At 68.3% G+C, this 13,031-nt stretch carries 12 protein-coding genes; 5 read left to right on the plus strand and 7 right to left on the minus strand.

Features of this window, described 5'->3' with window-relative positions; translation table 11 throughout:
- Positions 1-37: 37 nt before the first annotated feature.
- Entirely contained in the window at positions 38-3,331 is a 3,294-nt protein-coding gene (locus tag SLQ33_RS24660) for an error-prone DNA polymerase (protein WP_319456510.1), read from the minus strand.
- A 101-nt stretch (positions 3,332-3,432) separates the two neighbouring features.
- On the opposite strand from SLQ33_RS24660, the gene SLQ33_RS24665 reads away from it, so the two are divergent.
- Together SLQ33_RS24665 and SLQ33_RS24670 are read left to right on the plus strand one after the other, a co-directional pair.
- Positions 3,433-4,140: a DUF899 domain-containing protein gene (locus SLQ33_RS24665; RefSeq protein ID WP_319456511.1), complete on the plus strand. Its 708-nt coding sequence runs from the start codon at positions 3,433-3,435 to the stop codon at positions 4,138-4,140.
- Positions 4,137-4,616: an ATPase gene (locus SLQ33_RS24670; protein WP_319456512.1), complete on the plus strand. Its 480-nt coding sequence runs from the start codon at positions 4,137-4,139 to the stop codon at positions 4,614-4,616. Before SLQ33_RS24665 ends, SLQ33_RS24670 begins: the two co-directional genes overlap by 4 nt.
- Here SLQ33_RS24670 and SLQ33_RS24675 read toward each other — a convergent pair.
- The gene (locus SLQ33_RS24675) at positions 4,613-5,587 is read right to left on the minus strand and encodes a GlxA family transcriptional regulator (protein ID WP_319456513.1); all 975 of its coding nucleotides are present in this window, start codon (positions 5,585-5,587) and stop codon (positions 4,613-4,615) included. The genes SLQ33_RS24670 and SLQ33_RS24675 overlap by 4 nt on opposite strands.
- A 51-nt stretch (positions 5,588-5,638) precedes the next feature.
- On the opposite strand from SLQ33_RS24675, the gene SLQ33_RS24680 reads away from it, so the two are divergent.
- Positions 5,639-6,031, plus strand: coding sequence for a cupin domain-containing protein (locus SLQ33_RS24680; protein ID WP_319456514.1), 393 nt, complete (start codon positions 5,639-5,641; stop codon positions 6,029-6,031).
- 11 nt (positions 6,032-6,042) lie between these two features.
- Here SLQ33_RS24680 and SLQ33_RS24685 read toward each other — a convergent pair whose 3' ends face one another.
- A complete protein-coding gene (locus SLQ33_RS24685) occupies positions 6,043-6,390 on the minus strand; it encodes a DUF1330 domain-containing protein (protein WP_319456515.1) in 348 nt (115 codons plus the stop codon).
- A gap of 56 nt (positions 6,391-6,446) precedes the next feature.
- Positions 6,447-7,313, minus strand: coding sequence for a MaoC family dehydratase (locus SLQ33_RS24690; RefSeq protein ID WP_319456516.1), 867 nt, complete (start codon positions 7,311-7,313; stop codon positions 6,447-6,449).
- A gap of 89 nt (positions 7,314-7,402) precedes the next feature.
- Between SLQ33_RS24690 and SLQ33_RS24695 the strand changes: the two genes are divergently transcribed.
- A complete protein-coding gene (locus SLQ33_RS24695) occupies positions 7,403-9,412 on the plus strand; it encodes an SDR family oxidoreductase (protein ID WP_319456517.1) in 2,010 nt (669 codons plus the stop codon).
- Positions 9,413-9,421: 9 nt separating this feature from the next.
- Positions 9,422-10,465, plus strand: coding sequence for a nucleoside hydrolase (locus SLQ33_RS24700; RefSeq protein ID WP_319456518.1), 1,044 nt, complete (start codon positions 9,422-9,424; stop codon positions 10,463-10,465).
- A 70-nt stretch (positions 10,466-10,535) separates the two neighbouring features.
- Here SLQ33_RS24700 and SLQ33_RS24705 read toward each other — a convergent pair whose 3' ends face one another.
- Genes SLQ33_RS24705 through SLQ33_RS24715 form a run of 3 tightly spaced genes read right to left on the minus strand, consistent with a single transcriptional unit; the run spans position 10,536 to position 13,005 of the window.
- Positions 10,536-10,958: an organic hydroperoxide resistance protein gene (locus tag SLQ33_RS24705; protein ID WP_319456519.1), complete on the minus strand. Its 423-nt coding sequence runs from the start codon at positions 10,956-10,958 to the stop codon at positions 10,536-10,538.
- Positions 10,955-11,401 (minus strand): MarR family winged helix-turn-helix transcriptional regulator, encoded by a 447-nt coding sequence (locus SLQ33_RS24710; protein ID WP_319456520.1) that lies wholly within the window; start codon positions 11,399-11,401, stop codon positions 10,955-10,957. The genes SLQ33_RS24705 and SLQ33_RS24710 overlap by 4 nt, the downstream gene beginning before the upstream one ends.
- 53 nt (positions 11,402-11,454) lie before the next feature.
- Positions 11,455-13,005 (minus strand): DNA polymerase Y family protein, encoded by a 1,551-nt coding sequence (locus tag SLQ33_RS24715; RefSeq protein ID WP_319456582.1) that lies wholly within the window; start codon positions 13,003-13,005, stop codon positions 11,455-11,457.
- Between the last annotated feature and the right edge of the window lie 26 nt (positions 13,006-13,031).

Below are 13,031 nucleotides of genomic sequence, written 5' to 3' on the forward strand. Positions count from 1 at the left end.
CCGCACGTTCGACGAAGGTGTCACTGGCTGAAGTCGCTCACTGGAAGTCACGCGACCGGGACGCCACCTTCATGTCGACGGGCCGCATCCGGTCGGCGATCACCGTCACCGCACCCGTCGCGTTCTGCACGATGCCACGGATCACCAACGCCGACGCCGTCTGCGCCAGCTTGCGATGGCGCGCCCACACCCCTTGCGAACACAGGACGTTGACCATCCCCGTCTCGTCCTCGAGGTTCATGAACGTCACCCCCTGCGCGGTGGCGGGCCGCTGGCGATGCGTCACCGCCCCGGCGACCAGCACCCGCGTGCCGTCGGGCACCGACAACAACTGGTCGGCGGGCACGACGCCGAGGGCATCCAGTTGCTCGCGCAGGAACTGGGTGGGATAGCTGTCAGGTGAGATGCCGGTGGCCCAGACGTCGGCGGCAGCCAACTCCAACTCGGTCATGCCCGGTAGCGCAGGAACGTGCGAGGACGCCCCAACGCCCGGCAGTCGGTCCGGGCGCTGGCCTGCCGCGGCCCCGGCAGCCCACAGTGCCTCGCGCCGGGGCGTGCCGAAGCAGCCGAGTGCCCCCGCGGTGGCCAGCGCCTCGGTCTGCGGCACCGACAACTGCACGCGGCGGGCCAGGTCAAGCAGTTCGACGAAAGGCCCACGGGCGCTTCGGTCTTCGACGATCCGTTCGGCCAGTTCGTCGCCGATGTGGCGGACGCTGCCCAACCCCAACCGCACCTCGGTACCCGAGTGCTCCAGCGTGGCGTGCGCCAGGCTGGCGTTCACGTCCGGCCCGTGCACCACGACCCCGTGCCGACGGGCGTCGGCCACCAGCGACTGCGGCGAGTAGAAACCCATGGGCTGCGCCCGCAGCAGCGCCGCGCAGAACACCGCCGGATGGTGAAGCTTGAACCACGACGAGTAGAACACCAGCGACGCGAACGACAGCGAATGACTCTCCGGGAAGCCGAAGTTCGCGAAGGCCTCCAGCTTCTCGTAGATCCGGTCGGCGACCTCGCCGGTGATGCCGTGCCGTGCGCGCATGCCGTCGTAGAACCTGCCACGCAGCCGACGCATCTTCTCGGTGGACCGCTTGGAGCCCATCGCCCGGCGCAACTGGTCGGCCTCGGCGGCGGAGAACCCGGCGCAGTCGACGGCAAGCTGCATGAGTTGTTCCTGAAACAGTGGGACGCCCAACGTCTTCCGCAGTGCTTGCTCCATCGACGGATGGTCGTAGCCGACCGGCTCCTCGCCGTTGCGGCGCTTGATGTACGGATGCACCGAGCCACCCTGAATGGGACCGGGCCGGATCAGTGCGACCTCGACCACCAGGTCGTAGAACGTTCGCGGCTTGAGCCTGGGCAGCGTGGCCATCTGCGCCCGCGACTCCACCTGGAACACTCCGACGGAGTCGGCGCGCTGCAGCATCTCGTAGACCGCGGGCTCGGACAGGTCGAGCTTAGAGAGGTCGACGTCGATGCCCTTGTGCTCGGCGATCAGATCGATGGCGTAGTGCAGCGCCGAGAGCATGCCGAGGCCCAGCAGGTCGAACTTCACCAAACCGATTGCCGCACAGTCGTCCTTGTCCCACTGCAGCACGCTGCGGTTCTCCATGCGCGCCCACTCCACCGGACACACGTCGGCGATGGGCCGGTCGCAGATCACCATGCCACCGGAGTGAATGCCCATGTGCCGCGGCAGGTTCTTGATCTGCAGCGCCAACTCGATCACCGACTCCGGGACGTCCTCGACGTCGGGTGAGTCGGCCAGCCCGTTCCACCGGCTGATCTGCTTGCTCCAGGCATCCTGCTGCCCCTGGGAGAACCCGAGTGCGCGCGCCATGTCGCGCACGGCGCTGCGGCCGCGGTAGGTGATGACGTTGGCAACCTGGGCGGCGTAGTCACGGCCGTAGCGTTCGTAGACGTACTGGATGGCCTGTTCCCGCAGGTCCGATTCGATGTCGATGTCGATGTCGGGCGGCCCATCTCGGGCCGGCGACAGGAACCGCTCGAACAGCAGCTCGTTGGCGATCGGGTCGACGTTGGTGACGCCCAACGCGTAGCAGACCGCAGAGTTGGCCGCCGACCCCCGGCCCTGGGCCAGGATGTCGTTGTCCCGGCAGAACCGGGTGATGTCGTGGACCACCAGGAAGTAACCCGGAAAGTTCAGCTGGCTGATGACCTTCAGTTCGTGCTCGAGCTGGGTGTAGGCCCGCGAGGCTCGCTCCGGCGGTCCGTACCGGTTGCGGGCACCGGTCATCACCAGGTGGCGCAACCAGCTGTCCTCGGTGTGCCCCTCGGGTACGTCGAACGGCGGCAGTTGCGGGGCGATGAGCGCCAGCCCGAACGCGCACTGCTCACCGAGCTCGGCCGCCGCCGTCACCACCTCCGGGCAGTGGGAGAACAGTCGCGCCAGCTCCTCGCCCGACCGCAGGTGCGAACCACCCAGCGGGGCAAGCCAACCGGCCGCCTCGTCCATCGAGTTGCGGGCCCGGATGGCGCCCATCGCCATCGCCAACCGGCCGCGAGACGGCTCGGCGAAGTGTGCGGCAGTGGTGGCGACGACGTCGCACCCGAATCGTGGCGCCAGCGCGGCCAGCGCGGCGTTGGCCTCGTCGTCGCGCGGATGACCATGATGGGTCAGTTCGATGCTGACCCGGTCGGAACCGAAGCGGTCCACCAGGTCCGCCAACGCCGCGGCCGCTGCATCGGGCCCTCCAGCCGAAAGCGCCTGGCGGACATGCCCCTTGCGGCATCCCGTGAGGACGTGCCAATGCCCGCCCGCAGCCTCGGTCAACGCGTCGTAGTCGTAGCGTGGCTTGCCCTTCTCCCCGCCGGCCAGGTGCGCCGCCGAGATCTGGCGGGACAACCGGCGGTACCCTTCCGGCCCACGGGCCAGTACCAGCAGGTGCGGGCCTGGCGGATCGGGAACCTCGGTGCGGGGGGTGTTGCCCAGCGAGAGCTCCGCGCCGAACACCGTCGCCACGTCCAATTCCTTGGCCGCCTCGGCGAACCGCACCACGCCGTACAACCCGTCGTGATCGGTCAGCGCGATGGCGCGCAGGTCGAGCCGGGCCGCCTCCTCGACCAGCTCCTCGGGCGTACTCGCCCCATCGAGGAAGCTGTACGCCGAGTGGGCGTGCAGTTCGGCGTACGGCACCGACGAAGTGCCTCGGCGCTCCCCGACCGGTTCGTAGGCGCCGCGCTTGCGCGACCAAGCCGGGCTGTCCCCGCCGTCGGCATTCGGCTCGGGTAAGCGCGAGCCGGCACGTCGCGGCTTGCCCGTGAGCACGCGCTCCATCTCGCCCCAACTCGGCGGTCCGTTGTGCCAACCCATCGCCACAGTGTATCGAACAAATGTTCGAATATTGAGGTCCGATGATTTCCGCACCCCGATCCGGTCAACACTTCAGCACAGGCCATATCCAGGAGGAACTCATGACCGACCAGCAGACCGCCACCGCACTACCCCCGGTGGTCGACCAGGACACCTGGCGCGCCGCCGTCGACGACCTGCGTCGTCGCGAAAAGGCCGCCACCCGCGAACTGGACGCCATCGCCGCCCAGCGCCGCCGGCTGCCCATGGTGGAGCTACCCAAGTACGTCCTCATCGGGGAGAACGGCCCGGTCTGCTTGGCCGAGGTGTTCGACGGCCGCCACCAGCTCATCGTCTACAACCACATGTGGACCGACGGCGCCGAGTGGCAGTGCGGCGGCTGCACCGGCTTCACGTCGCAGTACACCCGGCTGGAGTTCCTGGAGAACTACGACGCCCGCTTCGTCATCGTCACCAACGGCCCGATCGAGGAGGCCCTGGCCTACAAGGCCAAGGTCGGCAACAAGATGGACTGGTACTCGTCGTCGGAGAGCTCCTTCGGGGCCGACGTCGGCGCCGCCCCAGGGACTGGCTTCGCGGTCAACGTGTTCCTGCGCGACGGCGAAACCGTGTACCGCACCTGGCACACCGACGGCCGCGGCACCGAACAACTCAGCCACTCGTTCGCGCTGATCGACCTGTTGCCGTGGGGCCGCCAGGAGGAATGGCAGGACTCCCCCGAGGGCTGGCCGAAGTCGCCGACCTACTCGAACTGGCTCGACTCCCCCGACATCGCAAAGGCATACGGACCGAACGGGAACGCCCGATGAGCGCCCCAACCCAAGAGCGCTACGTCGTCACCCGCACCATCGCCGCAACGCCGACGGACATCTTCGCCGTGCTCGCCGATCCGACCCGTCATCAGGACACCGAGCCCGGCGACTGGGTCCGCGACGCCGTGGACCCCGCCCCGATCACCGCACCGGGGCAGATGTTCGCGGTGAACATGTTCCTGGAGCAGGCCGGCGGCCACTACGTCATGCACAACCTGGTCACCGAGTTCGAGCCGGACCGGACCATCGCATGGCTGCCTGGCCTGCTGGACGAGGCGGGCGAGCACGGTCCCGGCGGCTGGTGGTGGCGGTACGACCTCACCCCCAACGGTGAGCACACCGACGTCACACTGACTTACGACTGGACTGACACGACGCAGGAGTTCCGCGACACCATCGGAGCCCCCGTCTTCGGCGCGGACTTCATCGAGGCATCGTTGGCGACGCTGGACCGCACGGTGACGGGAGGCTAGCCGGCTGCCGCACGCCGCGGCCCGAAGCGCTGTCGATACGCCGTGGGCGTTACGCCCATGTGTCGACGCATCTGGGCGCGCAAATTGGCCGCGGTACCCAGCCCACTTCGCTGCGCGACGGCGTCCATGCTCAAGGTGGTCGATTCAACGAGCCGACACGCCAAGTCGACCCGCTGAGCGGTAATCCATTGCAGCGGTGTGCATCCCAATTCAGCGCGAAACCGGCGATGCAGGGTCGGGACGCTGACGGCGCCCTTGGCCGCAAGCATGGGCAGATCCAGCTCCGCGTCGAGCCGGCCCCGCGCCCACTCGAGTACCGGCGCAAGCGACTCATCACGATGCTTGGGCAGGGGCCGGCTGATGTACTGCTGTTGACCGCCGTCGCGGTTGCCCGAGTACACCAGTCGACGACTCACCTGATTGGCCACCTCACGGCCGTGGTCGATGCCGACGAGGTGCAGGCAGAGGTCGACCGCGGCGGCGCTCCCCGCCGCGGTGAAGATGCGTCCGTCGGCCACGTAGAGCACGTCGGGATGTAGACGCACAGCCGGGAAGGCGGATCGGAACGCATCGGCCCACATCCAGTGGGTACAGGCGTCGCGGCCGTCGAGCACCCCGGCGGCGGCGAGTACGAACGCTCCGGTACAAAAGCTGACCAGCCGAGCACCTCGCGCATCGGCGCGTCGGATGGCCTCCAGGACAGCAGGATGCGGCGAGTGCTCGGTATCTGGTCGGTTGGGCACGATGACGGTGTCGGCCGATTCGACGGCATCGATGTCGGCGACGCCCGCGATCTCGAAGAGCCCTTCTCGCATTCGTGCGCCACCACCGGGCGCGCACATCGTCAACTCGTACCAAGCTCCGAACTCCGGACGCGAGAAGCCGAAGAACTCCGTGGCCACGGACATCTCGAACGGGTTGGAACCGTCGGAGACGATCGCCACCACGCGGTGATAGAAATCTTTCGACACATGTCATTTTTATCACTCGTCACCACGCGGGCAACACCCCAAAGTGGAGTCATGCAGAGCGAGCCGATAGACCTCAGCACGGCGCTGGCCACCTTCACCGAGCACTGGCAGCCGCGAATCATCGCCAATTTCAACGACTATGACGTGCGGGTCGCCAAAGTGCTCGGCGAGTACGTGTGGCACGCGCACGACGACACCGATGAGTTGTTCATGGTGATCAGCGGCGAGCTGTCCATCGATCTCGACGGCGACGGCGGCAATCAGACCGTCGTCCTGCCTGCCGGAAGTGTCTTCGTGGTTCCTCGTGGCGTCCGGCACCGCCCTAGAGCTCGATCCGAGACCACGCTATTCCTCCTCGACCCGACCGGTACCCGCACGACGGGCGACTTCGACGGCGCAGTCCCAGACCACATCGTGTCGACCACCGGTGTCCCGCTGGGCTGAGCACGTAAGACCTAGCATCCGAGCAGGTCGTCGACCCGCTTGGCGCCGGTGTGTCGCGGGGCGACGCCCTCGACGAGCGCCGCGATCGAATGCGAGTTGTTCAGGCGCAGAGGCAGAATGCGTTGATAGTCGGCAGACTCGTACCAGGCCACCGCCGACTCCCGGTCCGGGAAGCGGATGATCACCAGGGCCCCGTCCCACTGACCTTCCTTGGCCTCGAGCTCACCGCCATGCACGACGAACTCGCCGCCGAAAGGCGTGAACGTGTCGTCGATCTCGCGCATGTAGCGAATGATCTCGTCGCCGAAGTCGACGTCACGAAGGTAGGCCACCGCGTAGGCGGGTTTGGTGTCGGACATGACCCCATCGTCACCGAAGTCCGCCCCGAAAGCGATTACCCGCCAGGTAATCCCGCTCAGTCGACGTACTCGACCGTGCCGTCGTCGAGCACCAGCCGCGAGTTCGAGCCGTCAGCTTCAGCGGCCTCGGTGCGGAACACCGCGCGGCCGGGTTCGGTACGCCACACTGACGTCGTCAGCGTCTCGCCGGGGAACACCGGCGACGTGAACCGCGCGCCGACGGCCCTGATCTTGGTGGCGTCCCCGCCACCGAGTTCGGCCACCAGCACCCGGCCTGCGACGCCGTACGTGCACAGCCCGTGCAGGATCGGCTTCGGGAAGCCGGCGAGCGTCTCCGCGAACCATGGGTCGCTGTGCAGCGGGTTGCGGTCGCCGGACAGCCGATAGATCAGCGGCTGATCCTCGGTGGTGGGCAGCGCCACCTTCGCGTCCGGTTCGCGGTCGGGGAATTCGGGAGCGACGGGCCGCTCGCCCGGCTGGCCGCCGAATCCGCCCTCGCCGCGGATCACGGCGGTGGACACCGACTCGGCGATCACGTTCCCGTCGTCGTCGGTACCGACGCCCTTGAACACCAGGATGGCGTTCTTGCCTTCGCCCTTGTCCTGGATGTCGACGACCTCGGAGTACACGTTGAGCTTGCCTGCCGGCGGCAACGGCCGATAGAGGCGGATCTGCTGGGAGCCGTGTAGCAACATCGCCCAGTTGAAGCTGCCGACCTCGGCCGCGGCCCCCCACGCCGGGCAGGCGATCACGGCGTACGTCGGCAGCACCTGCTGCTCGGTGTCGTGGCTGTTCTCGGTGGTGAAGGCCAGGTCCTTGGTGCCCGCGCCGACGCCGAGCGCGTACAGCAGCGTCTCGCGGTCGGTCCATTCGAACGGTTGCGGTGCGGTCTTGGCACCGATGGCGTTGGGGTTGATCGGCATACGTCGGACGATAGCGGCCCCGACAGGCGACTTTGCGATCAGGTCACACCTTGTTGACGAAAGCCCCGGACGGGGTGACCATGGCTCGCATGCGCTATGTCGTTACCGGCGGTACCGGGTTTATTGGCCGCCGTGTCGTATCCGAACTCCTGGCCCGTGAGGGTGACCCCGAGGTGTGGGTACTGGTGCGCCGCGAGTCGCTCGCCAGGTTCGAAGGCCTCGCCGCACAGTGGGGCGAGCGGGCCAAACCGCTGGTCGGCGACCTCACCGCCCCTGACCTGGGACTCACCGCCGAGACCATCGCCGAGCTCGGCACCGTCGATCACCTGGTGCACTGCGGCGCGATCTACGACATCACCGCCGACGACGACGCTCAACGCGCGGCCAACGTCGACGGCACCCGCGCGGTGATCGGCCTCGCGACGCGGTTGGACGCCACCCTGCACCACGTGTCGTCCATCGCGGTGGCGGGCAACTTCCCTGGCGAGTACACCGAGGAGGACTTCGACGTCGCGCAGGAGTTGCCGACGCCGTATCACCAGACCAAGTTCGAGGCCGAGCTGCTGGTGCGCTCTGCGCAGGGCCTGCGCTATCGGGTCTATCGTCCCGCGGTGGTCGTCGGGGATTCACGAACCGGCGAGATGGACAAGATCGACGGCCCGTACTACTTCTTCGGCATCCTCGCGAAGCTGGCCTGGCTGCCCAAGCTGACACCGATCGTGCTGCCAGACACCGGGCGCAGCAACATCGTTCCCGTCGACTACGTGGTTGACGCGATGATCGAAATCATGCACGTCGAGGGCCGCGACGGACAGACGTTCCACCTCACCGCGCCGAAGACCGTCGGGCTGCGCGGCATCTACCGTGGCGTGGCCCGCGAGGCCGGGCTGCCGCCGTTGCGCGGCACCCTGCCTGGTGCGACCGTCGCGCCGTTCCTCAAGGTGAGCGGACGGGCCAAGGTGCTGCGCAACATGGCGGCCACGCAGCTCGGCATTCCCGCGGAGATCCTCGACGTCGTCGACCTCGCCCCGACGTTCACGTCCGACAACGCCTCGGAAGCGTTGCAAGGCAAGGGCATTAGCGTGCCCGAGTTTCGCGAGTACGCGCCGAAGCTGTGGCGGTACTGGGCCGAGCACCTCGACCCCGATCGGGCCCGCCGCGACGACGCGGCCGGGCCGCTCGTCGGCAGGCACGTCATCATCACCGGCGCGTCCAGCGGCATCGGACGCGCCTCCGCCATCGCGGTGGCCGAACGGGGTGCCGTGGTCTTCGCACTGGCGCGCAATGCGGCCGCACTCGACGACCTGATCGCCGAGATCCGCGAATTCGGCGGCACCGCTTACGCATTCACCTGCGACGTGACCGAATCGGACTCGGTGGAGCACACCGTCAAGGACATCCTCGGCCAGTTCGGCCACGTCGACTACCTGGTGAACAACGCAGGCCGGTCGATCCGCCGATCAGTATCGGCGTCCACCGACCGGCTGCACGACTACGAACGCGTCATGGCGGTCAACTACTTCGGTGCGGTGCGCATGGTGCTCGCCCTGCTCCCGCATTGGCGCGAGCGCCGATTCGGACACGTCGTCAACGTCTCGAGCGCGGGCGTGCAGGCGAGCAGCCCCAAGTACAGCGCGTACATCCCCAGCAAGGCGGCACTCGACGCGTTCGCCGAAGTGGTGGGCACCGAGACGCTGTCCGACCACATCACCTTCACCAGCATCCACATGCCGCTGGTCAAGACGCCGATGATCGCGCCGTCGCGCCGGCTCAACCCGATGCCGGCGATCAGCCCCGAGCACGCCGCGGCGATGGTGGTGCGCGGCCTGGTGGAGAAGCCCGCGCGCATCGACACCCCGATGGGCACGCTGGCGGACGTCGGCATGTACTTCACCCCGAAGCTGTCGCGCCGGGTGCTGCATCAGCTGTACCTGGGCTACCCCGATTCGGCCGCGGCCCGCGGGGTCGAGCCGCCCGCCCCCACCGAGGATTCCCCGACCCGCCGGCCCAAGCGGCCGGCCCGCTCCGCGGCCGCGAAACTCCGGGTGCCGGGGCCCGTCAAGCGGGTCGTTCGGCTGGTTCCCGGCGTGCACTGGTAACACTTACGCATGACGAAAGCCTCGCCCGTCTTCGCGGACGTGGACACCGGCGTGGACGATGCGATGGCGCTGGCGTATTTGCTCGCCAGCGAGGACGCCGAGCTCGTCGGGTTGGCCTCGACCGCGGGCAACGTACCGGTGGACCAGGTGTGCATCAACAATCTGGGCCTGCTCGAACTCTGTGGTGCACTCGACATTCCGGTGTCGAAGGGCTCCGAGCGTCCGTTGACGGCGCCGTTGCGCACCGCGGAGGACACCCATGGCCCCACCGGGCTTGGCTACGCCGAACTCACCGACGGCCTCCGAGCGCTCACCGAATACGACGCGGCCGAGGCGTGGGTACGCGCGGCGCACGACCGACCCGGCGAACTGATCGGGCTGGTCACCGGTCCACTCACCAACCTGGCGCTGGCGCTGCGCATCGAGCCCGCACTCCCCCGGTTGCTGCGTCGGCTGGTCATCATGGGCGGCGCCTTCGGCTACGGCGGCAACACCACCCCGGTAGCCGAGTGGAACGTCAGCGTCGACCCCGAGTCGGCCGCCGAGGTGTTTGCCGTCTGGGGTGCGGCGTGGGGACTCGAACCTCCGACGCACCTGCCGATCATCCTGGGGCTCAACCTGACCGAACACGCGGCCATGACCCCGGCGATCCTGAGTCGGCTTGCCTCAGCGGCGGGTTCGGCGACGACGCCCATGAGTGTGCTCGACGACAGAGGCACCCGGTCGGTGGCGACCAACCCGCTGATCCGACTGCTCGAGGACGCGATGCGGTTCTACTTCGAGTTCCACTTCGACCAGGGCGAGGGGTATCTGGCCCATCTACACGACCCGCTGGCGGCGGCCGTCGCATTGGACCCCGACCTGGTGCGCTACCGGCAGGCCGCCATCGACGTCGAACTGACCGGCACGCTGACCCGCGGCATGACGGTGGCCGACTGGCGAGGGCAGTGGGGCAAGCCACCCAATGCGCACATCGGCGTCGAGGTGGACCCCGACGCGTTCTTCGACCGGTTCATCGCGCGGGTGGGGCCGTTCGCCGCCGGTCTGGCGTGACGCAAACGCCGAAACTGCAGGGAGATCGCAGATTTGGCTGAAATCGCGATCTCCCCGCAGTTTCGAGGGCTCAGTCGTCAGTGACGACGAGCTTGACGTCGATGTTGCCGCGGGTGGCATTCGAGTAGGGGCACACCTGGTGGGCCTTCTCGGCAAGCTCCTGCGCGGCGTCGCGGTCCAGGTTGGGCAGCGTGACCTCGAGTTCGACCGCGAGGCCGAAGCCGCCGTTGTCGAGCTGCCCGAGCGAGACCCGGGCGCCCACTGCGGAATCCGAGACGTCGGCCTTCTCCTGGCCGCCGACCAGCCGCAGCGCCGAGTGGAAGCACGCCGCGTAGCCGACGGCGAACAGCTGCTCGGGATTGGTGCCGTTGCCGCTACCGCCCATCTCCTTCGGAATGGCCAGGTCGAGGTCGAGCTTGCCATCGGAGGTGCGGCCGTGGCCGTCGCGACCTTCGCCCGTGGCCAAGGCCTCAGCGGTGTAGAGCGTCTTCATGCGGATTCCCTTCGTGAGGATGCGTTGAGCGCATCGGTGAGTTGACGGACCGCATCGCGCAGATCCGCGGCTTGCTTCTCGGACATCCCGGTGGCGGTGAACAACTCCCCCGGGATGCACTGAGCCTTCTTCTCGAGGCGGCGTCCGGCCGTAGTCAGCGTGACCTCGACGAGGCGTTCGTCGTCCCGAGACCGTTCGCGACGGACGAATCCGTTGGCCTCGAGCCGCTTCAACAGCGGCGAGAGCGTGCCCGAGTCGAGCTGTAACCGCTCACCGAGCCGACGGACGGTGACGTGCTCGTCCTCCCACAGCACCAGGAGCACCAGGTACTGCGGATAGGTGAGGTTCATGTCGGCCAGGATCGGTCGATACGCGGCCGTCATCGCTCGCGACGCCGAGTACAGGGCGAAGCAGAGTTGACTGTCGATTCCGAGCGTTGTCACACCAAGAACTGTAGCCCACAATTCAATTGTGCACAACTAAATGGTGGGAGCGATCACTCGTACACCCCTTCGAGGTACCACCTCCGCTGCCGGTAGCACAGCAGCATGGCCGGGCCGCCACCGTCGAGCAGCACCTGCACTCTCGCCGTCCGCCCATTCTTGGATTGTTCTGGATCCCACCATCTTTCGTCGACTGGCCACGGCCCGGCCCACCAACTCAACTCGCCCGCACCGGTGGCCAGCACTGCAACGGGACTGGACGTCAGGCGGGCCGGATCGGCGGAGAAGAGCCCCCGACTGGTCACCCGCACCGGGTTTCCCTCGGCGTCGAGCAGCTCGATGGGATCGTCGAGCAGCACGGTCGGCGACGGCTCGGGCAGTTGGCCCGGCCACGGCTGGCTCGGATCGGCCCGCGGCACCGGCTCGTCACCCAGGGGCGTGAAGGTGATGCGTTCGGCAGGCCCGCGGCCGCCACTGAGCACCGGCACCTGAACCGCCTCCGGCCCGAGCAGACCTTGGACCCGCACCAAGGCACGTCGAGCCCGCAGCCGGTCGTCGTCGCCGGAGGAACCCCACAACGGCAGCTGCAACGCTGCGGCCGACACCACCTCCACCGGGTGCAGGCTCAGCGTGGTGATGGGGGCGGTGGGCCGGTCATCCCTTCGCCGGTTGAGCCAGCCGTCGAGCTGCCAGCGCACCCGATCGGCCGTGGCGTCCTCGGTCAGTGGTTCGGCGCAGCGCCAAACCCGTTGCAGTTCTTCACCGTTGGCGGTGACGGCACGGATGGCCAACCGAGTGCAGCCGACGCCTGCGGCCTCCAGGCTGCGGTGCAGTTCCCCGGCCAGCGATCGTCCAGCGAACGCCGCCGCGTCCACTCGGTCGACCGGAGGATCGCAGCCCATCACCGCGTCGAGCTCCGGCGACAACTCGCGGCCCGACGGACCCCGGGCGGGCTCGCCGCGGGCGAACCGGTGCGCGACGACCGCATCGGCGCCGAACCGGGAGGCCACGTCGCTGCGGGACAGCGCCGCGAACTTGCCCACCGTGCGAATACCCAAGCGCCACAACAGATCGGCCAGGTCCGTTCGGCCGGGCGCAGCCAGACTGGGTTCGGCGGCGAGCTGCCGGATCGACAGTCCGGACAGGAACCGAGCGTCTCCTCCCGGGGAGACGATGTGTCCCGTGCGGGCGGCGAACACCGCGGTGGGCAGCTGGTCGGCGATACCCACCTGACATTCGGCTCCCGCCGCGGCCACGGCATCGACGAGCCGTTCCGCGACGGCCTGTTCCGACCCGAAGTAGCGGGCCGCCCCACGCACCGACAACACCAGCAGCCCTGGCCGCATCACCTCGGCCCGTGGCACGACGTCGTCGACTGCAGCCGTCACGGCCTCGAAGTGGCGGGCATCGCGCGCCGGATCCGCGGTGACGACGTGCAACTGCGGACACCGTGCCTGAGCCTCCCTGCGCCGCAACCCGCGCCGCACGCCGACCGCACGGGCCGCCGCCGAACAGGCGACGACACGGTTCGCCAGCGTGACCGCTACGGGGTCGGTCGCGGGCAGGCCCGCCGCGGCCGCCGCGGCCACCGCAGGCCAATCCATGCACCAGACGGCCAGCACCCCGGCGC

This window comes from Mycobacterium sp. RTGN6 (assembly GCF_033804605.1).
Lineage (GTDB): Bacteria > Actinomycetota > Actinomycetes > Mycobacteriales > Mycobacteriaceae > Mycobacterium.